Annotated in this window: 22 protein-coding genes; 13 read left to right on the top strand and 9 right to left on the bottom strand. The window is 67.8% G+C overall.

Features of this window, described 5'->3' with window-relative positions; all coding sequences use genetic code 11:
- Window positions 1-156: 156 nt before the first annotated feature.
- From ubiT to CYR75_RS05630, 4 genes are all read left to right on the top strand, one after another.
- Window positions 157-729 carry a ubiquinone anaerobic biosynthesis accessory factor UbiT gene (gene ubiT / locus CYR75_RS05645; RefSeq protein WP_225972854.1) on the top strand — a complete coding sequence of 191 codons (573 nt, stop codon included), beginning with the start codon at window positions 157-159 and terminating at the stop codon, window positions 727-729.
- A gap of 3 nt (window positions 730-732) precedes the next feature.
- Window positions 733-1734: a ubiquinone anaerobic biosynthesis protein UbiU gene (ubiU, locus tag CYR75_RS05640; protein ID WP_101499192.1), complete on the top strand. Its 1002-nt coding sequence runs from the start codon at window positions 733-735 to the stop codon at window positions 1732-1734.
- A gap of 4 nt (window positions 1735-1738) precedes the next feature.
- Window positions 1739-2668, top strand: coding sequence for a ubiquinone anaerobic biosynthesis protein UbiV (gene ubiV / locus CYR75_RS05635; protein ID WP_101499191.1), 930 nt, complete (start codon window positions 1739-1741; stop codon window positions 2666-2668).
- Window positions 2669-2990: 322 nt separating this feature from the next.
- Window positions 2991-3461, top strand: a complete 471-nt coding sequence (locus tag CYR75_RS05630; protein ID WP_101499190.1) for a nucleoside deaminase — start codon at window positions 2991-2993, stop codon at window positions 3459-3461.
- Window positions 3462-3692: 231 nt separating this feature from the next.
- Here the strand turns inward: CYR75_RS05630 and rnd are convergent, their stop codons facing one another.
- From rnd to CYR75_RS05590, 8 genes are all read right to left on the bottom strand, one after another.
- On the bottom strand, window positions 3693-4859 hold the full coding sequence (gene rnd / locus CYR75_RS05625; RefSeq protein WP_101500887.1) for a ribonuclease D: 1167 nt from the start codon (window positions 4857-4859) through the stop codon (window positions 3693-3695).
- A 216-nt stretch (window positions 4860-5075) separates the two neighbouring features.
- Complete coding sequence (locus CYR75_RS05620) at window positions 5076-6227, bottom strand: alpha-hydroxy acid oxidase (protein WP_101499189.1); 1152 nt, start codon at window positions 6225-6227, stop codon at window positions 5076-5078.
- Between the two features lie 129 nt (window positions 6228-6356).
- Window positions 6357-8093 (bottom strand): SulP family inorganic anion transporter, encoded by a 1737-nt coding sequence (locus CYR75_RS05615; RefSeq protein WP_101499188.1) that lies wholly within the window; start codon window positions 8091-8093, stop codon window positions 6357-6359.
- A 135-nt stretch (window positions 8094-8228) separates the two neighbouring features.
- Window positions 8229-9113: an MBL fold metallo-hydrolase gene (locus CYR75_RS05610; protein WP_101499187.1), complete on the bottom strand. Its 885-nt coding sequence runs from the start codon at window positions 9111-9113 to the stop codon at window positions 8229-8231.
- 12 nt (window positions 9114-9125) lie between these two features.
- Window positions 9126-9560 carry a DUF6691 family protein gene (locus CYR75_RS05605; RefSeq protein WP_101499186.1) on the bottom strand — a complete coding sequence of 145 codons (435 nt, stop codon included), beginning with the start codon at window positions 9558-9560 and terminating at the stop codon, window positions 9126-9128.
- 1 nt (window position 9561) lies between these two features.
- Window positions 9562-10005, bottom strand: coding sequence for a YeeE/YedE family protein (locus CYR75_RS05600; RefSeq protein ID WP_101499185.1), 444 nt, complete (start codon window positions 10003-10005; stop codon window positions 9562-9564).
- A gap of 1 nt (window position 10006) precedes the next feature.
- The gene (locus tag CYR75_RS05595; RefSeq protein WP_101499184.1) at window positions 10007-10213 is read right to left on the bottom strand and encodes a YgaP family membrane protein; all 207 of its coding nucleotides are present in this window, start codon (window positions 10211-10213) and stop codon (window positions 10007-10009) included.
- Between the two features lie 114 nt (window positions 10214-10327).
- On the bottom strand, window positions 10328-10999 hold the full coding sequence (locus CYR75_RS05590) for a Crp/Fnr family transcriptional regulator (RefSeq protein WP_101499183.1): 672 nt from the start codon (window positions 10997-10999) through the stop codon (window positions 10328-10330).
- Window positions 11000-11235: 236 nt separating this feature from the next.
- Between CYR75_RS05590 and CYR75_RS05585 the strand changes: the two genes are divergently transcribed.
- The 5 genes from CYR75_RS05585 (at window position 11236) to bhcD (ending at window position 17086) form a co-directional block, all read left to right on the top strand.
- Window positions 11236-12534, top strand: coding sequence for an NCS2 family permease (locus tag CYR75_RS05585; protein WP_101499182.1), 1299 nt, complete (start codon window positions 11236-11238; stop codon window positions 12532-12534).
- 262 nt (window positions 12535-12796) lie between these two features.
- Window positions 12797-13987: an L-aspartate--glyoxylate aminotransferase BhcA gene (gene bhcA / locus CYR75_RS05580; protein ID WP_101499181.1), complete on the top strand. Its 1191-nt coding sequence runs from the start codon at window positions 12797-12799 to the stop codon at window positions 13985-13987.
- Window positions 13987-14964 (top strand): beta-hydroxyaspartate dehydratase BhcB, encoded by a 978-nt coding sequence (bhcB, locus tag CYR75_RS05575; RefSeq protein ID WP_101499180.1) that lies wholly within the window; start codon window positions 13987-13989, stop codon window positions 14962-14964. The genes bhcA and bhcB overlap by 1 nt, the downstream gene beginning before the upstream one ends.
- Window positions 14961-16124, top strand: coding sequence for a 3-hydroxy-D-aspartate aldolase BhcC (gene bhcC / locus CYR75_RS05570; RefSeq protein WP_101499179.1), 1164 nt, complete (start codon window positions 14961-14963; stop codon window positions 16122-16124). Before bhcB ends, bhcC begins: the two co-directional genes overlap by 4 nt.
- The gene (bhcD, locus tag CYR75_RS05565; RefSeq protein WP_101499178.1) at window positions 16124-17086 is read left to right on the top strand and encodes an iminosuccinate reductase BhcD; all 963 of its coding nucleotides are present in this window, start codon (window positions 16124-16126) and stop codon (window positions 17084-17086) included. Before bhcC ends, bhcD begins: the two co-directional genes overlap by 1 nt.
- A 34-nt stretch (window positions 17087-17120) precedes the next feature.
- Here the strand turns inward: bhcD and CYR75_RS05560 are convergent, their stop codons facing one another.
- The gene (locus CYR75_RS05560; RefSeq protein ID WP_101499177.1) at window positions 17121-18014 is read right to left on the bottom strand and encodes a LysR family transcriptional regulator; all 894 of its coding nucleotides are present in this window, start codon (window positions 18012-18014) and stop codon (window positions 17121-17123) included.
- 115 nt (window positions 18015-18129) lie between these two features.
- On the opposite strand from CYR75_RS05560, the gene xdhA reads away from it, so the two are divergent.
- Genes xdhA through guaD form a run of 4 tightly spaced genes read left to right on the top strand, consistent with a single transcriptional unit; the run spans window position 18130 to window position 23937 of the window.
- Window positions 18130-19593, top strand: a complete 1464-nt coding sequence (gene xdhA / locus CYR75_RS05555) for a xanthine dehydrogenase small subunit (RefSeq protein ID WP_101499176.1) — start codon at window positions 18130-18132, stop codon at window positions 19591-19593.
- Window positions 19594-19595: 2 nt separating this feature from the next.
- Entirely contained in the window at window positions 19596-21902 is a 2307-nt protein-coding gene (xdhB, locus tag CYR75_RS05550) for a xanthine dehydrogenase molybdopterin binding subunit (RefSeq protein WP_101499175.1), read from the top strand.
- The gene (xdhC, locus tag CYR75_RS05545) at window positions 21899-22657 is read left to right on the top strand and encodes a xanthine dehydrogenase accessory protein XdhC (protein WP_101499174.1); all 759 of its coding nucleotides are present in this window, start codon (window positions 21899-21901) and stop codon (window positions 22655-22657) included. Before xdhB ends, xdhC begins: the two co-directional genes overlap by 4 nt.
- On the top strand, window positions 22645-23937 hold the full coding sequence (gene guaD / locus CYR75_RS05540; RefSeq protein WP_101499173.1) for a guanine deaminase: 1293 nt from the start codon (window positions 22645-22647) through the stop codon (window positions 23935-23937). Before xdhC ends, guaD begins: the two co-directional genes overlap by 13 nt.
- The last annotated feature ends 60 nt before the right edge of the window (window positions 23938-23997 follow it).

Below are 23997 nucleotides of genomic sequence, written 5' to 3'. Positions count from 1 at the left end.
CGTCGCTGCCCCCTCCTGCGGCGCAGGGTCGCAGCCGGGCATTTGGCGATTGTCCGGCGCGATTGCCCGCTGCTAGGTCCGAAGGCGACAGGCCCGGCCCGACCCATGCGACGCGGTTCGGGGCCGGTTCCGGCGCAATTGCGAAAGGATGGTTTCGTGACCGACAACGCTTTTTCGACCGCGGCCCCCCTGCCCCGCGACGGCTCGGATGCGGGCCAGACCGGCGCCCGCGCGGACGCGCCCCCCCGCCGCAGCGGCCCGCTGGCGCGGATCGCCTGCGTCATGGTCCAGCCCTTGCTGAACCGGACCGTGCGCAAGATCGCGCAGAACCACGCCTCGCTGTTCGCGCGGCTGGGGGCGCATCGGCAGACCGATTTCGTCATCGACCCCATCGAGCTGCCCTTTGCGCTGCACCTGCGCCCCGACCCCGAGCGGCTGATCTTTCGCGCCGTGCCGCGCGACGCGCTGCCGCCTGCCGGGGCCACGATCCGGGGCGGCTTCATGCTGCTGCTGCAACTGGTCGATTCCGACGAGGATGGCGATGCGGCCTTCTTTTCGCGCGACCTGACGATCACCGGCGATACCGAGGCCGTCGTCCGCCTGCGCAATGCGCTGGACGATGTCGACGGCTCGATCGCGGACGAGGCGGCGGCGCTGTTCGGCGCCCCCGGCCGCGCCATCCTGAACCGGCTGCGGCGCAGCTATCACAATCACCAGAACGGGGTCTGACGCATGACACTCGCCGAACTCATCTGCCCGGCCGGCACGCCCGCCGCGCTGCGCACCGCTGTCGATGCGGGCGCGGATGCGGTCTATTGCGGCTTTCAGGACGCGACCAATGCGCGCAACTTTCCGGGGCTGAACTTCACCCCCGAAGAACTGGCCGAGGCCGTGGCCTATGCCCATGCCCGCGGCGCCAAGGTGCTGCTGGCACTGAACACCTATCCCCCGGCGGGCAAGTTTGACCTGTGGAAGCAGGCCGCGGACACCGGCGCGCGGCTGGGCGTCGATGCCTTCATCGTGGCCGATATGGGGGTGGCGGAATATATCGCCCGCACCCATCCGCAGGTCCGGCTGCACCTGTCGGTGCAGGCCGCGGCATCCTCGCCCGAGGCGATCCGCTATTACTGCGAGAATTTCGGCGTCAAGCGCGTGGTCCTGCCGCGCATCCTGACCATCCCCGAGATCCGCGAGATCCGGCGCGAGATTCCCTGCGAGATCGAGACCTTCATCTTCGGCAATCACGGGTTAATGGTCGAGGGCCGGTGCAGCCTGACCAATTACCTGACCGGGCAATCGACCAATATGGACGGCGTCTGCTCGCCCGCCTCGGATGTGGAATATGTCCGCGACGATGCCACGGGCGAGATGTCGAGCCGGCTGGCCGGTTTCACCATCGACCGCTTCGGCGCGCAGGAAAACGCGGGCTACCCCACCATCTGCAAGGGCCGCTATACCGCCCCCCACCGCCCCGAGGGCTATTACGCCTTCGAGGAGCCGGTCAGCCTGAACCTCTCGCGCCTGTTGCCCGATCTGATCGATGCGGGCGTTCATGCCTTCAAGATCGAGGGCCGGCAGCGGTCGAAATCCTATGTCCGCAACGTGGTCGCGGCCTTCCGCCGCGCCATCGACGACATCAGGGCCGGGCGCGAGGCGAATATCGCCGATCTCGTCGCGCTGACCGAAGGGCAGAAGCAGACCCTCGGCGCGTTTGAAACCAAGAAATGGCGGTGATGTGATGAGCGTGAAACTGACCCTGGGCCCGATTGCCTATCACTGGACCCCCGAGGCGCGGACCGATTTCTATGCCCGCATCGCTGACGAGGCGCCGGTGGACGAGGTCTATCTGGGCGAGGTGATCTGCTCGAAACGCGCGCCGTTCTTCGAGGCCGACATCCCCGCCACCATCGAGCGGCTGGAACGCGCCGGCAAGCGCGTCGTGCTGTCCTCGCTGGCCGAGGTGATGCTGAAGCGCGAGCGCAAGGCCACCGCCGATCTGGCCGGCATGGACACCCCCGAGATCGAGATCAACAACGCCGCCGGCCTCTATGCCCGCGCTGGCCGTGCGCACCGGATCGGGCCGTTCATGAATGCCTATAACGAGGCGACGATCGACTGGATGGCGCGGCAGGGCGCGACCCATGTCTGCCTGCCCTCGGAACTGCCCGCGCCTGCGGTCGCGAACGCCACCCGCGCCGCCCGCGCCCTGGGGCTGGGGGTCGAGGTGCAGGTCTTTGGCCGCGCTTCGTTGGCGGTCTCGGCGCGCTGCTATCACGCCCGCGCCCATGGCCGGACCAAGGACAACTGCCTGTTCGTCTGCGAGGACGACCCCGACGGCATGGCGCTGCGCACCCGCGACGACCGCGCCATCCTGCGCGTGAACGGCATCCAGACCCAGTCCGAGACCTATCTGAACCTGCTGCCGGAACTGCCCGAGATGCAGGCGATGGACGTCACTCATCTGCGGCTGATGCCCCAGACCGTCGACATGATCGCCGTGGCGCATCTGTTCCGCGACGTGGCCGACGCCCGTCTGGACGCGCCCGAGGCCGAGGCAAGGCTGCAGGAGCTGTGCACCGACAAGGTCTTCAGCAACGGCTTCTGGCACGGCACCGCCGGCTATCGCCGCATGTCCGCCCTCGCGCGCGGGCAGGTTCAGGCGGGCTAAGCGGGGTTCGCCAAGCGCTGCGGCGGTCCGCTCCGTCGGACGCCGCAGCGTGTCAGGGACAGGGCCGCGCTTGGGCCGCGACAGCCCGGCCCAAGTCAGGGCCAGCGGCCGCCGCCCAGTCCTGTGCTCGCGCCGCAGCTTGTTGATCGAGCGGCGCTGCCGGATGGCCGCCGCCACTGCGCAAAACTGCGGTGCGTCCGACCCCTCTCCCCCGGCTTTACCCGCGACCCATTCCGGGACATGCTGGCAAGCGCATCTGCGGCGCGCGTCATGACGCGCCCCGCAGGCGCACCTGTTGCCGCAGCCGAGAGGAGATATCAGCATGAGCGATCAGTCATTCATGGACGAGGCCATCGCCGCCGCGCGCGAGAACGTGGCCGCCGGCGGGCAGCCCTTTGGCGCGGTTCTGATCAAGGATGGCCGCATCGTCGCCCGCGCGGCCAACCGGATGGAGGCCGACCACGACCCCACCGCCCATGCCGAGCTGCTCGCGGTCCGCGAGGCGGGCGCGGCGCTTGGCACCATCGACCTGAGCGGTGCGACCGTCTATGCCAGCGGCCAGCCCTGCCCGATGTGCCTTGCGGCCATGCGCGTGGCCGGCATCTCGCGCGTGGTCTATGCCTATTCGAACGAAAACGGCGCGCCCTTCGGCCTCTCCAGCGCCGCGGCGACCAAGGCGCTGTCCCCGCCCATCGACGAGCAAAGCTGGGCGAGGATCGAGCGCCTGCCGCCCCCGGACGCAGAGGCGCCGGAGCTGTATAAGGCTTGGGCGGAGCGGAAGGGGAAGAGTTGAACGGCGCTCATGCGCCGGTTCGATAGCAGGGGTCGCTGAGACGCGGTTCGTCACGGTGCCCCACACCGGCCGCTCAAAACGATGTCTAAAGGCTTCCCCGGCTTCGATACCGCGAGCAAAAATGCCGCTCGCGGAAGCGTTGTGATCTTCCTCCCGGTCCGCTCGCGACACGCTTCCCAGACCAGTCTTTCGGCCCAGCCCAAGCGCCACCCGCTTCCCGTCAACCGCGCTCTAGATCTCCACCACCCGCACCGCGCCGCCGGCGGCGGAGAGGGCGATGCGACCCTCGGCGAGGCGGATGGCGTCCTTGCCGAAGACCTCGGCGCGCCAGCCCTGCAGCGCCGGCAGGTCGCGCAGCCCTTGCGCGATGGCGTCCAGATCCGAGGAGGACGCGATCAGCTTGGGCGCCACGCCCGCGGCCTCGGCCTTGGCCTTCAGCAGCACGCGCAGCAATTCGCCCAGGGCGCCATTGCCGGGCGCGCCGGGCGTCTCCTTCGGCAGGCGCGGCGGGTCGGGATCGTCCAGCCCCGCCTGCACGGCCGCGATGATGCCCTGCGCGACGTCCGGCTTGCGCCCCTCTCGCAGCAGCAGCCGCGACTTGCCCAGATCGCTTTCGTTCACCGGCCGGGTCGAGGCCAGTTCGACCAGCGCGTCATCCTTGAACACGCGCGAGCGCGGGATGTTGCGGGTCTGGGCGTAATCCTCGCGGAACTCGGCCAGCTTGCGGACCACGGCCATGAAGCGCGGCGAGTGCGAGCGCGTGCGGATGCGCTGCCACGCCTCGGCAGGGCGGGTGATGTAGGTTTCGGGGTCGAGCAGGGTCGCCACCTCTTCCGCGACCCAGGGGGCGCGGCCGGTCTTGTCGATCTGCGTCGCCAGCCATTCATAGATGGCGCGCAGATGGGTCACGTCGGCTATGGCGTATTCCTGCTGCGCCTTTGACAGCGGGCGCTGCGACCAGTCGGTAAAGCGCGAGGACTTGTCCAGATTGGCCTTGGCGATCTTGCGCACCAGCGTCTCATACCCCACCTGCTCGCCGAACCCGCAGACCATGGCGGCGATCTGGGTGTCGAACAGCGGGGTCGGAAATACGCCGGCATCGTGGAAGAAGATCTCCAGATCCTGCCGCGCGGCGTGGAAGACCTTGACCGTCGCCTGATGGCGGAACAGGTCGTAAAGCGGCTCGAGCGAGAGGCCGGGGGCCAGCGGGTCGATTAGCACCGCCGGCCCGCCCTCGGTCTTGGCGTCCGAGGCCGGGGGCAGCGCCATCTGGATCAGGCAGAGCCGCGAGTAATAGGTCCGCTCGCGCAGGAACTCGGTGTCGAGGGTGACATATGGCCGCGTCATGGCGTCGGCGCAAAAGGCGGCCAGCGCCTCGGTCGTGGTCAGGGTGGTGATCTGGGACATGCTGCCTTTTCCAGTGTGCCAGCGGGTCATCCGCCATCGCGACGGCATAGGGGGTTTGCGGGGCGGTGAAAAGGGGGCGATGTGGCGTGCTGGGCGGCTGTGGCCGAGCCGCCGCGCGCGGCAGTCCATGCAGCGTTTACAGCGGCGTCGCGGGGAAAGGTCGAGGCATCGGCGCGCAAACCGGCGCAGGCCGTGGCACGGAAAAGCTCAGGCCAGATCCTCGGACCACAGGATCTGGGGGCCGATTTCGGACACGTCGTTGATGCCGCACAGGCCCATGGTCAGGTCCATCTCGCGCTTGATGATGTCCAGCGCGGCCTCGACCCCCCTCTGTCCCATCGCGCCCAGCCCATAGGCATAGGCGCGCCCGATGAACACGCCCGCCGCGCCCACGGCCATCGCCTTGATGACGTCCTGACCCGAGCGGATGCCGCCATCCAGATAGGCCGGCATGGCCCCGTCCAGCGCCCGCAGTATCTGCGGCAAGGTGCGGATGGTCGAGGGCGTGCCGTCCAGCTGCCGCCCGCCGTGATTGGAGACAATCAGCCCGTCCGCGCCGGTCTGCGCGGCGCGCCGCGCATCCTCGGGGTCGTTGATGCCCTTGAGCAGCACCTTGCCCCCCCAGAGCCGCACGATATGTTCCACCCGCGCCCAGTCCAGCGTCGGGTCGAACTGGCTGGAGGTCCATGCCGCCAGATCGCCCAGATCGTTTACGCCCTTGGCGTGGCCCACGATATTGCCAAAGCTGCGCCGCCTTGTCCGCAGCATCCGCATCGCCCAGGCCGGGTGGCGCGAGATGTTCAGCAGGTTCGCCGCCGTCAGCTTGGGCGGGGCGGTCATGCGGTTCTTCAGATCCTTGTGGCGCTGCCCCTGAATGGTCAGATCCAGCGTCAGGACCAGCAGCTCCACGCCCGCGCGGCGGGCGCGGTCAAGGATGCTTTCCAGAAACGCCTCGTCCCGCAGGGTGTAAAGCTGGAACCAGAACGGCTTGCCGGTCGCCTCGGCGATGTCTTCCAGCGAGGCGATGGACATGGTCGACATGGTGTAGGGCACGTTGCGCGACAGCGCGGCGCGGGCGGCATGGATCTCGCCATCGGCGTGCTGCATCCCCAGCAGCCCGACCGGGGCCAGCGCCACCGGCATCGCCACCTCGCGCCCCATCATCGTCGTCGGCAGATTGCGCTTTGAGATGTCGCGCGCCACCCGCTGCCGCAGATAGAGGCGCGAGAAATCGGTCTGATTCTCGCGATAGGTCTGGCCGGTCCAAGCCCCGGCATCGACGTAGTCATAGAACATGCGCGGGACGCGGGCCTGATGCAGGCGGCGCAGATCCTCGATCTCGGTCAGGGGCGCGGGCATCAGCGGACCCGCTTGCGGGTCTGGGGCGAGGCGACAGGACGGGCAGGACGCGGCATGGCAGGCAAGCTCCGTGCGGGACTGCTTTCCGATATATCGCCGCGCCGCCCCCGCGTCCAGCCGGTGCCGACCTTACGGCAGGGCGCGCAGGGCCAAGTTGCGCGGGGTCTGGTGCAGCGCCTGCCAGGCGTCGAACTGCGACAGAAAGACCTGCCCGGTCAGGTCGCGCAGGAAATGCGTCGCCCGCAGCCGGTCCATGACCGGTCCCTTCACCTCGGACAGGTGCAGCGAGACGCCCATGTCGCGCAGCCGCTCGTTCACCGCCTCGAGGCTTTCCAGCGCCGAAAAATCCACCGCGTTCACCGCCGAGAACATCAGCACGACATGGCGGATGGCGCTGCCCTCGGTCACCCGGCGCTGGATCAGATCCTCGAGATAGCGGGCATTGACGAAGAACAGGCTTTCATCGACGCGCAGGGTGACGATGGCGGGATCGGTCAGCACCTCGTGGCGGTTGATGTTGCGGAAATGCTGGGTGCCGGGGACCAGCCCGACCTCGGCCACATGCGGGCGCGAGGTCTTGTAGAGATGCAGCAGCAGCGAGATCAGAACGCCCGAGGCCACCCCCGCCTCGACCCCTACGCCCAGCGTCAGCGCGATGGTCGCGGCCACGGCGGCGAAATCGGCGCGGGAATAGCGCCAGGTCCGGCCCAGGATGGACAGATCGACCAGCGACAGCACCGCCACGATGATGGTCGCGGCCAGCGTCGCGGTGGGCAGGAAATAGATCAGCGGCGTCAGCGCCACCGCCGCCACCGCCAGCCCCATCGCGGTAAAGGCCCCGGCCGCAGGCGTCTCGGCGCCCGCGTCGAAATTCACCACCGAACGCGAGAACCCGCCCGTCACCGGCAGCCCGCCGGTGAAGGCCGCGCCCAGATTGGCGGCGCCAAGGGCGATCAACTCCTGATCCGGGTCGATCCGCTCGCGCCGCTTGGCCGCCAGCGTCTGCGCCACCGAAACTGATTCGACGAAACCGATGACCGAGATCAGCAGCGCCGGCACCAGCAGCGCGCCCAGCAGATCGGGCGACAGCGCCGGCAGGGTCAAGGGCGGCAGGCTTTGCGGCACCGCGCCCACGATGCTGACGCCCCGGTCCTGCAGCCCCAGCCCCCAGACCGCCAGCGTGGTCACGATCACCGCCGCCACCGGCCCGGCCTTTTGCGCGATGCCGGCGGCGCTGTCGGACAGCCCCAGCCGGCGCAGGGCCGGGCGCATGCCCTTGCGGACCCAGAACAGGAACCCCGTCGCCGCCACCCCGATGACCAGCGTCGCCGGGTTGATCTGCCCCAGCTGCGCGATCAGCGCCATGACGATCTGCGGCAGGGTCTGCCCGCCCGCGCTGACCCCCAGCAGATGCTGCAATTGCCCCGCCGCGATCAGCAGCCCCGAGGCCGAGATGAACCCCGCGATCACCGGGTGGCTGAGGAAATTGGCCAGAAACCCCAGCCGCAGCAGCCCCATCGCCAGCAGCATCAGCCCCGACAGCAGCGCCAGCGTCAGCGCCGCCGCGACATAGCCGGCCGTCCCCTGCGCCGCCACCTGCCCCACCGCCGATGCGGTCAGCAGCGACACCACCGCGACCGGTCCCACCGCCAGCGCCCGGCTGGTGCCCAGCGCGGCATAGAGGATGATCGGCAGGATCGAGGCATAGATCCCGGCCTCGGGCGGCAGACCGGCCAGCATCGCATAGGCCAGCGATTGCGGGATCAGCATGACCGTCACGATCGCCGCCGCCAGCATGTCATTGGCCAGCGTCTGCCGCGTATAGACGCGGCCCCAGCTCAGGATCGGAAAATAGCGTCGCAGCATGGCGTCAGCCTTGGGTTGTCATCTGGGGCAAAGCAAAGCGGGGGCGGGCAGGACCGGCCCCCGCAGGGCGTTCGGCGGGAAATGCCCTGCCCCGGTGCCAAAGCGGCACAGGGGCAAGGCGGCGCGGGTCACGGGTCACAGCGTGTTGACCGGCACTTTCAGCATGGGGCGGCCGTCGCGGTCCTTCGGCACCTCGCCCGCGCGCATGTTCACCTGCAGCGAGGGGATGATCAGCCGCGGCATGTCGAGGCTGGCGTCGCGGGCCTCGCGCAGGGCCACGAATTCCTCGCGCGTGCGGCCGCCGCCGACATGGATGTTATGCGCCTTCTGCTCAGCCACCGTGGTTTCCCAGCGGATCTCGCGGTCGTTGGGCCCGTAGTCATGACACATGAACAGCCGCATCTCGTCCGGCAGGGACAGCACCTTCTGGATGCTGTCATACAGCACGCCCGCATCGCCGCCGGGAAAATCGGCCCGCGCGCTGCCGCCATCGGGCATGAACAGCGTGTCGCCGACAAAGGCCGCGTCGCCGATGACATGGGTCATGCAGGCCGGGGTGTGGCCGGGGGTGTAGATGGTGAACGCCTCCATCCCGCCGATCTTGTAGCTGTCGCCGTCGTTGAACAGCGCGTCGAACTGGCTGCCGTCGCGCTGGAACTCGGTCCCTTCGTTGAAGATCTTGCCGAAGGTGTCCTGCACGGTCAGGATATTGGCGCCGATGCCGATCTTTCCGCCCAGTTTTTCCTGAATATAGGGCGCGGCGGACAGGTGGTCGGCATGGACATGGGTCTCGATGATCCATTCCAGCCGCAGCCCCTGCTCGCGGATGGCGGCGATCATGCGGTCGGCGTGGTCGCTGGTGATGCGGCCGGCGGCATAGTCGATATCCATGACGGAATCGATGACCGCGCAGGCATCGCTGCCCGGATCGCGCACGATATAGCTGATGGTGTTGGTGGCCTCGTCAAAGAAAGGCTGCACCTCGGGACGGGTCTGCATGTTCACGGGGTAACTCGACATGTCATTCTCCGCTTAACTCTGGCGGGCAGTCGTCGCGCCCGCCGATTGAATGTAACGCGCCAGAAGGATGCCGGCGGCCAGGGCGGCGACGAAGGTCACCACCTCGATCCGGCCGGTGCCAAGGGCCGGCAGGGCGCCACCGGGGCAAAAGCCCGCGATGCCCCAGCCAATCCCGAACAGGGCCGAGCCGCCGACCAGGCGCGCATCGATGGTTTTCGACGTCGGAAGCTGGAAGCTCTTGGCCAGCACCGGGCCGGGCCGCGCCAGCACCAGGCGATAGCCAATGAAGGTGGTGATCAGCGCGCCGCCCATGACGAAGGCGAGCGACGGGTCCCAGTTTCCCGCCAAGTCGAAGAAGTTCAGGATCTTGGCCGGGTTGGCCATGCCCGAGATCATGATGCCGATCCCGAAGACCAGCCCGATCAGATAGGTCGCAATCAGACGCATCTCAGCCTCCTACCAGTCCGGGCAGCAGGTGCCGGACGACAAAGACAGTCACGAAGGCCGCCAGCATGAAGCTGACCGTCGCGACGAAGGACCGGGGCGAGAGCCGCGCGTTGCCGCAGACCCCGTGACCCGAGGTGCAGCCCGAGCCATAGGTGACGCCCACGCCCACCAGCAGCCCGCCCAGCACCAGCATCATCGGCGATGAGGGCACCTGCAGCGGCGGCATCGAGCCGGTCAGCGCCAGCAGCACCAGCGGCCCGCTGACCATCCCGGCCAGCAGCGCCGCGCGCCAGCCGAACTCGGCCCCCGAGGTCGGGCGCAGCAGCCCCGAGACGAGGCCCGAGGCGCCCATGATGCGCCCCAGCATCGCCATCAGCGCCGTCGCGGCCAGCCCGATCATCACGCCGCCCGCCAGCGACAGCCAGGGTGTGAATTGCGTCACCATGTCAGTCCCTCACCGTGCAGGTCTTGATGCCGAGGATGCTGTAGGCCGGGCAGTTCCCGACCAGCGCCGTCACCGCCATCACCACCGCGACGAGGATCGCGGCCCAGTAAAGCCAGCCGCTGACCGCGCCGGTCAGCGCCACGGCCGCCAGCACCACCGCCAGCACAAGGCGCAGGGTGCGGTCCGTCTTGCCCATATTCTTGTCCATGATCGCCACTCCTGTCTGCAAATTCATGTCGGAAAGATCCGTTCGCGCATGGTTCTGCCATGATTCGCGCCGCCTGTCGGTGACAAGGTCACCAAGCCGCTGCGCCCCGCGCCGCTAACGCTCGGCCGCCGAGCGGACCAGACCTTCCAGCCCCGGCCGGTCGGTCAGCTGCACCTCGCCCCGCTGCGTATCGACCCAGCCGCGCCGCCCGAACTCGGCCAGGATGCGCGAGACGACCTCGCGCGCGGTGCCCAGCTCGGCGGCAAGGCCGGCATGGGTGGTGCGGATGGTGTCGCCCTCGCCCGCCAGTTCCAGCAGTCGCGCGGCCAGCCGGACATCCATGCGCTGAAAGACGATGTCGTCGATCAGCGTGAACAGATCGGTGATGCGCCGCGAATAGGCGGCAAAGACGAATTCGCGGAAGACCGAGGACCGCGCCAGCAGATCGTCAAACAGCTTGCGCGGTATGGCTGCGGCGGTGACCGGCGCCTCGGCCACGCCCTCGGCGGCATATTCCTCGAAGGCCAGCATGCAGGCGGTGGTCAGCACGCAGCTTTCGCCGGCATGGACGCGATACAGCGTCACCTCGCGCCCGGTGTCCGATCGTTGCTGCACCCGGACCGTGCCCGACAGCAGCAGCAGCAGATTGTCGGCCTGCTGACCGGCCGAAAAGACCAGCGCGCCCTCGGGGACGGTCATGATGCGGCTGCCGGCGACCAGATCGCGGCGGATATCCTCGGGCAGTCTCGACAATCCCTTGAAGCGGTCGATCCAGTCTCCATCCATCCGCGCACCCCCTGCCCTGCCCCGCGATCCTGCCCCGCAGCCTATAACGCCGTGGACCAAAAGGCTATTCAATGCCGGTGGGTTACGCGACAATTCGATGCACAATCCCACTTCCCGTCGAGGGGTTTCAACGATACGTTGAAACAGCGTCACGATGCGGCCCATTGTCGCGTGTCCACATGCGACCGTAACCTTTCCGTGACCGCGCCAAGCAGCCGCCATGCGGAAGGAGAACCATGGAACGCTATTTCAAGCTGTCCGAGCACGCCACCAGCGTCCGGACAGAGATCATCGCAGGTCTGACGACCTTCCTGACGATGGCCTATATCATCTTCGTGAACCCCGACATCCTGTCCACCACCGGCATGGACCGCGACGCCGTGTTCATCGCCACCTGCCTGGCCGCGGCCATCGGCTCGGCGGTGATGGGGCTGTGGGCGAACTGGCCCATCGGCATGGCGCCCGGCATGGGGCTGAACGCCTTCTTCGCCTTCACCGTCGTCGCCGGTCTGGGCTTTACCTGGCAGCAGGCGCTGGGGGCGGTGTTCATCTCGGGCATCATCTTCCTGATCCTGTCCGTCACCGGAATGCGCCGCTGGCTGATCGCGGGCATCCCCCATTCGATGCGCAGCGGCGTGGCGGCGGGGATCGGGATGTTTCTGGCCATCATCGCGATGCAAAGCTCGGGCCTGGTCGTCGACAACCCGGCGACGCTGATCGGCCTGGGCGATGTGACCAACCCCGGCACGCTGCTGACCATTGCCGGCTTTTTCCTGATCGTGGCGCTGGACGCCTGGAAGGTGCGCGGCGCGATCCTGATCGGGATCATCGTGGTGACGCTGGCGGCCATCGCGCTTGGGGTCAGCGAGTTTGGCGGGATCGTGTCGATGCCGCCATCGATCGCGCCGACCTTCATGCAGCTCGACATCGCGGGCGCGCTGACCATCGGCATCTTCCACGTCATCCTGGTCATGGTGCTGGTCGAGGTCTTTGACGCCACCGGCACGCTGATCGGCGTCGCCAAGCGCGCCGGCCTGCTGACCGAGGGGCCGGCCCACACCAACAAGGGCCTCAGCCGGGCGCTGATGGCGGATTCGACCGCGATCACCGTCGGCTCGCTGCTGGGCACCTCGTCGACCACGGCCTATGTCGAAAGCGCCTCGGGCGTGCAGGCGGGCGGCCGGACCGGGCTGACCGCGGTGACGGTGGCGGTGCTGTTCCTGCTGGCGATGTTCTTTGCGCCGCTGGCCGGGTCGGTGCCGACCTATGCCACCGCGCCGGCGCTGCTGTATGTCGCGACGCTGATGATGCGCGAACTGGCCGAGATCGAATGGGACGACGTGACCGAGGTCGCGCCCGCCGTCCTGACCGCCATCGCCATGCCCCTCACCTATTCGATCGCGACGGGTCTGGCATTCGGCTTCATCAGCTATGCCGTAATCAAGCTGCTGACCGGCCGCGCGCGGGACGTGCATCTGGCGACATGGCTGGTGGCAGGTCTGTTCGTGCTGAAATACGCGCTTTACGGCGCCTGAAACTCCGCGCCTTCCCCCTTGGCACGGATTGCGCCCCCGGCATCGCCCGGGGGCGTTTTTTCATGCCGAAACGGGATTGTCAGGCGCTGCCTGTCGAACCTTCGCGACAAAGGTGAAAATACAGCCCGCGATATGAAAAACACTACCTCATTGTTTACGCTTGCTTTCCCTGCGGAAACCGCCCCCGCACCGCCCGATCTGGAATAATTGCCGCCTGCGCCGCCCGCCTGCTAGTCATGGATGAACCGCAGGAGGACACCGCATGAACAACCAGAACCCGATCTTCATCCCCGGCCCGACCAATATCCCCGAGGTGCTGCGCAAGGCGGTCGACATGCCGACCATCGACCACCGCAGCCCGGTCTTTGGCCAGATCCTGCACCCCGCGCTGGACGGCGTGAAGAAGGTGCTGAAAACCACCTCGGGCGAGGTCTTCGTCTTCCCCTCGACCGGCACCGGCGGGTGGGAGACCGCGATCACCAACACGCTGTCGCCCGGCGACAAGGTGCTGGCCGCGCGCAACGGCATGTTCAGCCATCGCTGGATCGACATGTGCCAGCGCCACGGGCTCGAGGTCGAGGTCGTCACCTGCGAATGGGGCGAGGGCATCCCCGCCGACACGTTCGAGGACATCCTGAGCAAGGACCGCGACCACAAGATCCGCGCCGTCCTGGCCACCCATAACGAGACCGCGACCGGCGTCCGCTCGGACATCGCCGCCGTGCGCCGGGCGCTGGATGCCGCGAACCACCCGGCGCTGCTGCTGGTCGACGGCGTCAGCTCGATCGGTTGCTATGATTTCCGCATGGACGAATGGGGCGTCGATGTCGCCGTCACCGGCAGCCAAAAGGGGTTCATGCTGCCGCCGGGCCTCGCCATCGTGGGCTTTTCGCCCAAGGCGCTCGAGGCGGTGGAAAGCGCGAAACTGCCGCGCACCTTCTTCGACATCCGCGACATGGCCAAGGGCTACAAGAACAACGCCTATCCCTATACCCCGCCGGTCGGCCTGCTGAACGGGCTGAAGACCTCGACCGAGATGCTGCTGGGCGAGGGGCTGGAAAACGTCTTTGCCCGCCACCACCGCATCGCCGAGGGCGTCCGCAAGGCCGTCCACGCCTGGGGCATGTCGCTGTGCGCGAAAAGCCCGGACCTGTATTCCGACAGCGTCAGCGCCATCCGCACGCCCGAGGGTTTTGACGCCAACCGCATCGTCAGCCATGCGCTGAACACCTATGACATGGCCTTCGGCACCGGGCTGGGCGACGTCGCCGGCAAGGTGTTCCGCATCGGTCATCTGGGCAGCCTGACCGACGCCATGGCGCTGTCGGGGCTGTCGGTCGCGGAAATGGTCATGGCCGATCTGGGGCTGCCGGTCGAACTGGGCAGCGGGGTGGCCGCGGCGCAGGAACATTACCGCAGCTCGGCCGCGCAGGCCCGCAAGCAGGCCGCGTGATGAAGGACGCCGCGATGTATATCCCCACCTATCAGGACATGCTGGACGCGCATGAGCGCATCAAGCCGCATATCCGCCGGACGCCGGTTCGGGTGTCGGATTACCTGAACGACCTGACCGGGACGCAGCTGTTCTTCAAATGCGAGAACTTTCAAGAGCCGGGGGCCTTCAAGGTCCGCGGCGCCTCTAACGCCGTCTTCGGGCTGGATGACGAACAGGCCAAGGCCGGTGTGGCGACCCATTCCTCGGGCAATCACGCCTCTTGCCTGTCCTATGCGGCGATGCTGCGGGGCATCCCCTGCAACGTGGTGATGCCGCGCACCGCGCCGCAGGCCAAAAAGGACACTGTGCGCCGCTATGGTGGCCGGATCACCGAATGCGATCCCTCGACCTCGTCGCGCGAGGCGACCTTTGCCCGCGTGCAGGCCGAGACAGGCGGCGATTTCGTCCACCCCTATAACGACCCGCGCGTGATCGCCGGTCAGGGCACCTGCGCGCGCGAATTCGTCGAGCAGACCGATGGGCTGGACATCGTCATGGCCCCCATCGGCGGCGGCGGCATGATCTCGGGCACCTGCCTGACGCTGGCCACGCTGGCGCCGGAAACCCGCGTCATCGCAGCCGAGCCCGAGCAGGCCGACGACGCCTATCGCAGCTTCAAGGCCGGGCACATCATCGCCGATGACGCGCCCAAGACCATCGCCGACGGGCTGCTGGTGCCGCTGAAGGACCTGACCTGGCATTTCGTCAGCAACCACGTCTCCGAGATCTATACCGCCTCGGAGCAGGAAATCATCGACGCGATGAAGCTGGCCTGGAAGCATCTGCGGATCGTGATCGAGCCGTCCAGCGCGGTTCCGCTGGCCACGATCCTGAAACACCGCGACGCATTCGCCGGCAAGCGCGTCGGCGTCATCATCACAGGCGGCAATGTCGATCTGGACAAGCTGCCCTGGACCCAAGGAGAATCGGCATGAACGCACCCACCAATTTCGAGGGCATGGAAGTCGGCTTTGACGTCCCCGCCCTGCCCGGCATGGATGTCGCCGACATCCAGACGCCCTGCCTGATCCTCGATCTGGACGCGCTGGAACGCAACGTAAAGAAGATGGGCGATTACGCCCGCGACCACGGCATGCGCCACCGCGCCCATGGCAAGATGCACAAATCCGTCGACGTGCTGAGGCTGCAGATGGAACTGGGCGGCGCGGTCGGCGTCTGCTGCCAGAAGGTCAGCGAGGCCGAGGTCTTTGCCCGCGCGGGGATCAAGGAGATCCTCGTCTCGAACCAGGTCCGCGACCCGGCCAAGATCGACCGGCTGGCCCGGCTGCCCAAGCTGGGGGCAGAGATGATCGTCTGCGTCGATGACGTGGACAACATCGCCGACCTGTCCGCCGCCGCGCAGAAGCACGGCACCGAACTGGGCGTCTTTGTCGAGATCGACTGCGGCGCGGGGCGCTGCGGCGTCACCACGACCGAGGCCGTGGTCGAGATCGCCAAGGCCGCCGATGCCGCGCCGGGCCTGACCTTCAAGGGGCTGCAGGCCTATCAGGGCGCGATGCAGCACATGGACGATTTCGACGCCCGCAAGGCCAAGCTGGACGCCGCCATCGCGCAGGTGACCGACGCGGTCGAGGCGCTGACCGAAATCGGGCTGAAGCCGGAACTGGTCTCGGGCGGCGGCACCGGCAGCTATTACTTCGAAAGCAACTCGGGCGTTTACAACGAGTTGCAATGCGGCAGCTATGCCTTCATGGACGCCGATTACGGCCGCATCCATGACCAGGACGGCAACCGTATCGACCAGGGCGAGTGGGAAAACGCGTTGTTCATCCTGACCTCGGTGATGAGCCACGCCAAGCCCGACAAGGCCATCGTGGATGCCGGCCTCAAGGCGCAGTCGGTCGATAGCGGACTGCCCTTCATCTATGGCCGCGACGATGTGAAATACATCAAATGCAGCGATGAACATGGCGTCGTCGACGACCCGCAGGGCGTGCTGGCGATCAATGAAAAGCTGCGACTTGTCCCCGGCCATTGCGACCCGACCTGCAACGTCCATGACTGGTATGTGGGCATCCGCAACGGCAAGGTCGAAACGCTGTGGCCGGTCTCGGCGCGCGGAAAGGGCTATTGATGTGGGTTCTGGCCGAGGATCGGATCGCCGGGCTGATGACGCCCGAAGCCGCCTTTGACGCCGTCGAGAACGTCTTTGCCGCCATGACCACGGGAAAGGCGCGAAACTTTCCGGTGATCCGAGAGGCGCTTGGCCATCAGGACGCGCTTTATGGCTTCAAGGGCGGGTTCGACGCCGCCGGCATGGCGCTAGGGCTGAAGGCGGGGGGGTACTGGCCGCACAACCACGAAAGCGGGCTGATCAACCACCAGTCGACGATCTTCCTGTTCGATCCCGACACCGGCCGGATCAAGGCTGCGGTGGGCGGCAACCTGCTGACCGCGCTGCGGACGGCCGCCGCCAGCGCGGTGTCGATCCGGCATCTGGCGCCCAAGGGCGCCAGCGTGCTGGGCATGATCGGGGCCGGGCATCAATCGGCCTTCCAGATGCGCGCCGCGGCGCGGATCGGCGGGTTCCAGCGGGTCATCGGCTGGAACCACGACCCCGCCATGCTGCCGCGTCTGGCCGAGACCGCCGCCGAGATCGGCCTGCCCTTCGAGGCGGTCGATCTGGACCGGCTGGGGGCCGAGGCCGATGTCATCATCTCGATCACCTCGGCCTTCGAGCCGCTGTTGCTGGACCACCACGTCCAAGGCCCGACCCATATCGCCGCGATGGGGACCGACACCAAGGGCAAGCAGGAACTCGACCCGGCGCTGCTCGCCCGCGCCCGCGTCTTCACCGACGAGGTCGCGCAATCGGCCAGCATCGGCGAGGCGCAGCACGCGGTGGCGGCGGGTCTGATCGCGGCCGGCGACATCACCCCCATCGGCGATGTCATCACCGGCGCGCATGAGGGGCGCGGCGGGGCCGAGGTCACCATCTTCGACGGCACCGGCGTGGGGCTGCAGGATCTGGCCGTGGCCGCCGCCGCCCTCGATCTGGCGCGGCAGCAGAACATCGCCGTGCAGGTCGAGATCTGATCCAAGCCTCAGCGGGCCGCGCGATTGCGGCCCGCTACAGCTTCGATTTCAGCGCCTGCACCGCGTAATCGACGAACAGGCGCAGCTTCGGGTCCTGCAGGCGGCGATGCGGCATCAGCACGCCGAACTGCGCCGTGACCGGCGGGGTTTCGGGCAGGATCTCGACCAGCCGCCCCTCGGCCAGATCCTCGGCCACCTCGTAGCGCGGGCGGTTGGCGATGCCGTGACCGGCCAGCGCCCAGTCGCGCAGCACATCGCCGTCATCGGCATCGAACTGCCCCTTGACCATGAATTTTCGCGCGCCCTGCGCGGTCTCGATCACCCAGAAATATTCCGGGCTGCGCGGATAGCGCAGCAGCAGGCAGTTGTGGTTCGCCAGATCGTCGGGCGAGGCGGGCGCGCCATGGGTCTCGACATAGCCCGGCGTCGCCACCAGAACCCGCGGCGCGTCGGCGATCTTGCGCCATTTCAGCGCTGAATCCGCCGGCTGGCCCAGGACGAAGCCCAGATCGATCCCGTCCTCGATCAGGTTGATGTTGCGGTCCGACAGCCGCAGCCGCAGCTCGACGCCGGGATGTTCGGCGCAGAATTGCGGGATCAGCGGCGCGATCAGCCGCCGCCCCACCCCCAGCGTCGCGCTGAGCCGCAGCACCCCCTGCGGCGTGCCGGACAGGCTGGCGACCATGGATTCCGCCTCGTCCAGCGTGGTGATCACGCGGCGGGCGTGGTCATAGAAGGCGCGCCCGATCTCGGTCGGGGTCAGGGTGCGGGTGGTGCGGTTCAGCAGCCGCACCGACAGCCGGTTCTCAAGCTCCTTGATGCGGTTCGAGGCGACGGCAGGCGACAGCCGCAGATCGCGCCCGCCCGAGGTGATCGAGCCCAGCTCGACCACGCGGCAGAACACGCGCAGGCTTTCGATATACGGCATGGATCAGGACCTTTTTATACGATGCGTTTAAAGTCTTCCGCGACGCGGCCGATTTCGCAAACGGTTTTTCGCGCCTATGCTGAAGGCTCGGGACAGTCCACAGCAAGGGGAAGCCATGGAACATCAGATGAGATTTCTGCTGAACGGGTCCGAGGTCGCGCTGACCGAGGTCGGCCCCGCCGACACCTTGCTGGATTACCTGCGCCTGACCCGCCGCCTGACCGGCACCAAGGAAGGCTGCGCCGAGGGCGATTGCGGCGCCTGCACCGTGCTGGTCGGCCGGCTGACCCCGGACGGGCTGATCTATGAGCCGGTGAATGCCTGCATCCGCTTTCTCGCCTCGGTCCATGGCTGCCATGTCGTCACCATCGAGGGCATGTCTGCCCCCGGCGGCGGGCTGCACGCGATCCAGCAGGCGATGATCGACCATCATGGCAGCCAGTGCGGGTTCTGCACGCCCGGCATCGTCATGTCGCTGTATGGGCTGTGGATGGCCGATCCCGATGCCGGCCCGGCCCGGATCGAGACTGCGCTGCAGGGCAATCTGTGCCGCTGCACCGGCTATGAGCCGATCATCAAGGCAGCGGTCGCCGCGATGGATGCGGGCGGCCAGACCGCCGACCGGCTGGCGGTGGAACGCGACCGGGTCGCGCAGCAGTTGCGCGCGATGTGGGGTCAGCGGGTGACGCTGGAAAAGCAGGGTCAGCAGGCGATCATCCCCGCCGACAGCGCCGATCTGGCCAAGGTGCTGGCCGAATATCCGGGCGCGCGCATGATTGCCGGGGCGACCGATGTCGGGCTGTGGGTGACCAAGTTCCTGCGCGACATCTCGCCCGCCGTCTTCATCGGGCATCTGATGAAGGATATCGAGATCACCGACACCGCCTCCGGGCGCGAGATCCGGCTTGGCGCGGGCGTCACCTATACCGAGGCGCTGCCCCTGATCGCCCGCCATCTGCCCGCCGCGCGCGAATACTGGCTGCGGATCGGCGGCTGGCAGGTGCGCAACATGGGCACCATCGGCGGCAATATCGCCAATGGCTCGCCCATCGGCGACACGCCCCCGCTGCTGATCGCGCTTGGCGCGCGGATCGTGCTGCGCCGTGGCGACAACCGGCGCGAGATCGCGATCGAGGATTTCTTCATCGACTACGGCAAGCAGGACCGCGCGGCGGATGAGTTCGTCGAAACCATCGTCATTCCGGTCGATGAAAACGCCCAGCTTGCCGCCTACAAGATCAGCAAGCGGCGCGAAAGCGACATCAGCTCGGTCGCGGCAGGCTTTGCGATTACCGTCGATGGGGGTATGATCACCGATGCGCGCATCGCCTTCGGCGGCATGGCGGGCGTGCCCAAACGCGCCACCGGGGCCGAGGCCGCGCTGCGCGGCCAGCCCTTTGCCGAGGCCGCCTTTGACGCCGCCGCGCGCGCCGTGGCCGATGACTTCACGCCGCTGTCGGACATGCGCGCCTCGGCCGAGTATCGCGCGACGGTGGCGGCGAACCTGTTCCGCCGCTTCTGGCTGGAACGCTCGGAACCCGGACTGCCGGTCCGGTTGGATCAAGCAGTGGGGGCCTGACGATGAAGGACGCAAACCAGCAACTGGGCCATGCCCACAGCTCGATCCCGCATGACAGCGCGATCAAGCATGTCACCGGCCGCGCCGATTACACCGACGACCTGCCCGAGCCGCAGGGGCTGATCCACGCCTATCTGGGCCTGTCGCAATGCGCCCATGGCAAGATCACCGGGATGGATTTCACCGACACGCTGGCCAGTCCCGGCGTGCTGGGGGTGATGACCGCCGCCGACCTGCCCGGCGTCAATGACGTGGCGCCCACCGGCAAGAACGACGACCCGGTCTTTGCCGATGGCGAGGTGCGGTACTGGGGCCAGCCGGTCTTTGCGGTGCTGGCCGAGACCCGCGATCAGGCCCGCCGCGCCGCCCACAAGGCGCGGATCGACTATGACGTGCTGCCCCACGCGCTTGACCCCATCGAAGCCCGCGACGCGGGCATGGGCTACGTGACCGAGCCGCTGACCCTGAAGCGCGGCGATGCCGCCGCCGGGCTGGCAGCCGCGCCGAACCGGATCTCGGGCCGGATGCGGATCGGCGGGCAGGATCACTTCTATCTCGAAGGCCAGATCGCCATGGCGCTGCCGGGCGAGGATGACGAGGTCACGATCCACGTCTCGACCCAGCACCCGACCGAGGTGCAGCATATGGTCGCGCATGTGCTGGGCGTTCCGGCCAGTGCGGTCGTCGTCAATGTGCGCCGCATGGGCGGCGGCTTTGGCGGCAAGGAAACCCAGATGAACCTGTTCGCCTGCGTGGCGGCGGTGGCGGCCAAGCGGCTGGGACGCGCGGTCAAGCTGCGCCCCGACCGCGACGACGACATGACCGCGACCGGCAAGCGCCATGATTTCGTGGTCGATTACGAGGTCGGCTTTGACGATCAGGGCCGCATCCTAGCCGTCAGCGGCGACTGGTATGCCCGCTGCGGTTTCTCTGCCGACCTGTCCGGCGCGGTGACCGACCGGGCGCTGTTTCACGCCGACAACGCCTATTTCTATCCCGATGTCGAGCTGCGCAGCCATCCGATGCGCACCAACACCGTCAGCAACACCGCCTTTCGCGGCTTCGGCGGCCCGCAAGGCGTCATCGTGGCCGAGCGGATTGTGGAACAGATCGCCTATCGCCTCGGCCTTGATCCGCTGCAGGTCCGGCGCGCGAACCTGTATCGCAACGGGCAGTTGACGCCGTATCATCAAGAGGTCACCGACCAGATCCTGCCGCGCATCCTGGACGAGTTGGAAGCCAGCAGCGACTATCACGCGCGCCGTCAGGCGGTGCTGGACTGGAACGCCAGGGGCGGCGTCATCCGCAAGGGGATCGCGCTGACGCCGGTCAAGTTCGGCATCAGCTTCACCGCCACGCATTTCAACCAGGCGGGCGCGCTGATCCACATCTATACCGACGGCTCGATCCACCTGAACCATGGCGGGACCGAGATGGGTCAGGGCCTGAACACCAAGGTCGCGCAGGTCGTGGCCGAGGCGTTTCAGGTCGATCTGTCGCGGATCAAGATCACCAAGACGACGACGGAAAAGGTGCCCAACACCTCGGCCACCGCGGCGTCGAGCGGCACCGACCTGAATGCCATGGCCGCGCTGAACGCCGCCGAACAGATCCGCGCCCGGCTGGTCGAGTTCGTGGCCCGCACCCGCGAAGTGGCCCCGGCGGATGTGCGGTTCGAGGCCGGCCACGTCATCGCCGGCGCCGATGTCATCCCCTTTGCCGAGGTGATCGAGGCCGCCTATCTGGACCGCATCCATCTGTCCGCCGCCGGCTATTACCGCACGCCGGACATCCATTGGGACCGCAAGACCGGACGCGGCCGGCCCTTCTATTACTACGCCTACGGGGCTGCGGTGTCCGAGGTCTCGGTCGATACGCTGACCGGCGAATATGTCATCGACCGCAGCGATGTGCTGCATGATGTAGGCCGCTCGCTGAACCCGGCCATCGACAAGGGCCAGGTCGAGGGCGCCTTCGTCCAGGGCGCAGGCTGGCTGACCAGCGAAGAACTGTGGTGGGACGACAAGGGGCGGCTGCGGACGCATGCGCCGTCGACCTACAAGATCCCGCTCGCCTCGGACCGGCCGCGCATCTTCAACGTCAAGCTGGCCGAGTGGTCGGAAAACGCCGAACGCACGATCAAGGGCTCGAAAGCCGTGGGCGAGCCGCCCTTCATGCTGCCGATCAGCGTGTTCGAGGCGATCAACATGGCCGTGGCCTCGGTCTCGCCCACCGGCCAGCCGGCGCTGCTCGACGCCCCCGCCACGCCGGAGCGCGTGCTGATGGCGATCGAGAGGCTGCGCAGATGATCCGCGTCCGCGTCCTGCGCGCCCTCGGCTCGACCCCGCGCGAGGAAGGGGCCGAGATGTTCGTGGGCCTTGAGACCCTGCAGGGCACCATCGGCGGCGGGCAGCTGGAATACATGGCCATCGACCGGGCGCGGCAGATGCTGCGCCGGGGCGAGGACAGCGCGCAGATGGATGTGCCGCTTGGCCCCCAGATCGGGCAATGCTGCGGCGGCCGGGTCTGGCTGGGCCTCGACCGGGGGGAGCCCACGCCGCAGACCCTGCCCCGCGCGCTGATCTTTGGCGCCGGCCATGTCGGGCGGGCGCTGGCGCTGGCGCTTGACCCGCTGCCGATCCGCCCGACCCTGATCGACAGCCGCGAGGCCGAGCTGTCCCTCGCCCCCGCCCATCTCGACACCCGCCTCAGCGTGCTGCCCGAGGCCGAGATCCGGGCGGCAGAACCCGGCAGCGCGGTGGTGATCCTGACCCATGACCACGCGCTCGATTTCCTGCTGGCGGTCGAGGCGCTGCGCCGCCCCGACCTCGCCTATGTCGGCATGATCGGCAGCGCCAGCAAGCGCGCCCAGTTCCGCCGCTTTGCCAGGGGGCAGCAGGTCGATCCCGCCCGCCTCGTCTGCGCCATCGGCGCCCTGCCCGGCCCCGATGGCGGCATCCGCCACCCCGACAAGCGCCCCGCCGTCATCGCGGCCTTCACCGCCGCCGAGCTGCTCGTCCGCCTGTCCGCCCATGCCCGAACGGAGACCCCATGCGTCAGTTGATCCGCGGCCGCATCCTCGATTTCCACGCCGACCCCGCCGAGACCGCTGACCATCACCGCTATATCGAAGACGGCGCCATCGTCACCGACGCCGGCCGGATCGAGGCGGTGGGCGATTACAGCGCCCTGCGTCAGGACGGTCTGGCCGAGATCGATCACCGCCCGCATCTGATCCTGCCCGGCTTCATCGACCCGCATATCCACTTTCCGCAACTGCAGGTCGTGGCCAGCTGGGGCGCGCAATTGCTGGACTGGCTGCAGGATTACACCTTCCCGGCCGAGGCTGAATTCGCAGATCCCGACCATTCGCGGACCATGGCCGGGCATTTCCTCGACATGCTGGCGATGCATGGCACCACCAGCGCGGTGGCCTTCTGCTCCTCGCACCGCGCCAGTGCCGAGGCGCTGTTCGGCGCCGCGCTCGACCGCGAGATGGCGCTTGTCGCGGGCAAGGTGATGATGGATCGCGGCGCCATCCCGGCCGTGCACGACACCGCGCAATCCAGCTATGACGACAGCAAGGCGCTGATCCGCGACTGGCACGGACGCGGCCGGCTGCGCTATGCGGTGACGCCGCGTTTCGCGATCACCTCGACGCCCGAGCAGTTGCAGGCGGCGGGGGCGCTGGCGGCTGAACACCCCGATTGCCACATCCAGACCCACATGTCGGAAAACCGCGACGAGATCGCGCTGACCCTGCAGCTTTACCCGCAGGCGCGGGATTATCTGGACGTCTACGAAACTTATGGCCTGGTCGGGCCGCGCACGCTGCTGGGCCATTCCATTCATCTGGAACCGCGCGAGATCGCGCGGATGGCGGAAACCGGCGCGCGCGCGGTGTTCTGCCCGACCTCGAACCTGTTTCTCGGCTCGGGCCTGTTCGACGCGGACGGGCTGCGCGCGGCCGGCGTGGTCAGCGGCATCGCCACCGATATCGGCGGCGGCACCAGCTGGTCGATGCTGGCGACGCTGGCCGAGGGTTACAAGATCATGCAGCTTCGCGGCCAGAAGCTGACCCCCTTTGCCGCGTTCCACTGGGCCACGCGCGGCAATGCGCTGGCCTTGGGGATGGCGGACGAGATCGGCACCCTCGCCCCCGGCAGCGCCGCCGATCTGGTGGTGCTGAACGCCCGCGCCACCCCCGCCATGGCCCTGCGCATGGCCCGCGCTCAGACCCTGTCGGAAGAGCTGTTCATCCTGCAGATCATGGGCTGCGACCGCGCCATCGCCGAGACCTATATCGCCGGTAGGCCGATGAAGGCGGGGCGGGGCAAGGGCTGAGCTGTCTGGCGCTGTCCCATTCGAGCAGGATCACGAACCGGCCCCGGCGCTGGATTTGCG

The organism is Paracoccus jeotgali, assembly GCF_002865605.1.
Lineage (GTDB): Bacteria > Pseudomonadota > Alphaproteobacteria > Rhodobacterales > Rhodobacteraceae > Paracoccus > Paracoccus jeotgali.
Note: the sequence above shows the minus strand (reverse complement) of the source record. Positions and strands in the feature narration are given on the sequence as shown.

Bases quoted from the DNA above. Each gene is read 5' to 3' on its own strand.
- ubiU (WP_101499192.1), top strand. From the start codon at position 733: ATGACACTCGCCGAACTCATCTGCCCGGCCGGCACGCCCGCCGCGCTG.
- xdhB (WP_101499175.1), top strand. From the start codon at position 19,596: ATGAAGGACGCAAACCAGCAACTGGGCCATGCCCACAGCTCGATCCCG.
- CYR75_RS05590 (WP_101499183.1), bottom strand. From the start codon at position 10,999: ATGGATGGAGACTGGATCGACCGCTTCAAGGGATTGTCGAGACTGCCC.
- ubiV (WP_101499191.1), top strand. From the start codon at position 1,739: ATGAGCGTGAAACTGACCCTGGGCCCGATTGCCTATCACTGGACCCCC.
- CYR75_RS05600 (WP_101499185.1), bottom strand. From the start codon at position 10,005: ATGGTGACGCAATTCACACCCTGGCTGTCGCTGGCGGGCGGCGTGATG.
- CYR75_RS05595 (WP_101499184.1), bottom strand. From the start codon at position 10,213: ATGGACAAGAATATGGGCAAGACGGACCGCACCCTGCGCCTTGTGCTG.
- CYR75_RS05615 (WP_101499188.1), bottom strand. From the start codon at position 8,093: ATGCTGCGACGCTATTTTCCGATCCTGAGCTGGGGCCGCGTCTATACG.
- bhcB (WP_101499180.1), top strand. From the start codon at position 13,987: ATGAAGGACGCCGCGATGTATATCCCCACCTATCAGGACATGCTGGAC.
- bhcA (WP_101499181.1), top strand. From the start codon at position 12,797: ATGAACAACCAGAACCCGATCTTCATCCCCGGCCCGACCAATATCCCC.
- bhcD (WP_101499178.1), top strand. From the start codon at position 16,124: ATGTGGGTTCTGGCCGAGGATCGGATCGCCGGGCTGATGACGCCCGAA.
- bhcC (WP_101499179.1), top strand. From the start codon at position 14,961: ATGAACGCACCCACCAATTTCGAGGGCATGGAAGTCGGCTTTGACGTC.
- xdhA (WP_101499176.1), top strand. From the start codon at position 18,130: ATGGAACATCAGATGAGATTTCTGCTGAACGGGTCCGAGGTCGCGCTG.
- CYR75_RS05620 (WP_101499189.1), bottom strand. From the start codon at position 6,227: ATGCCCGCGCCCCTGACCGAGATCGAGGATCTGCGCCGCCTGCATCAG.
- CYR75_RS05605 (WP_101499186.1), bottom strand. From the start codon at position 9,560: ATGCGTCTGATTGCGACCTATCTGATCGGGCTGGTCTTCGGGATCGGC.
- CYR75_RS05560 (WP_101499177.1), bottom strand. From the start codon at position 18,014: ATGCCGTATATCGAAAGCCTGCGCGTGTTCTGCCGCGTGGTCGAGCTG.
- xdhC (WP_101499174.1), top strand. From the start codon at position 21,899: ATGATCCGCGTCCGCGTCCTGCGCGCCCTCGGCTCGACCCCGCGCGAG.
- CYR75_RS05585 (WP_101499182.1), top strand. From the start codon at position 11,236: ATGGAACGCTATTTCAAGCTGTCCGAGCACGCCACCAGCGTCCGGACA.
- guaD (WP_101499173.1), top strand. From the start codon at position 22,645: ATGCGTCAGTTGATCCGCGGCCGCATCCTCGATTTCCACGCCGACCCC.
- CYR75_RS05610 (WP_101499187.1), bottom strand. From the start codon at position 9,113: ATGTCGAGTTACCCCGTGAACATGCAGACCCGTCCCGAGGTGCAGCCT.
- CYR75_RS05630 (WP_101499190.1), top strand. From the start codon at position 2,991: ATGAGCGATCAGTCATTCATGGACGAGGCCATCGCCGCCGCGCGCGAG.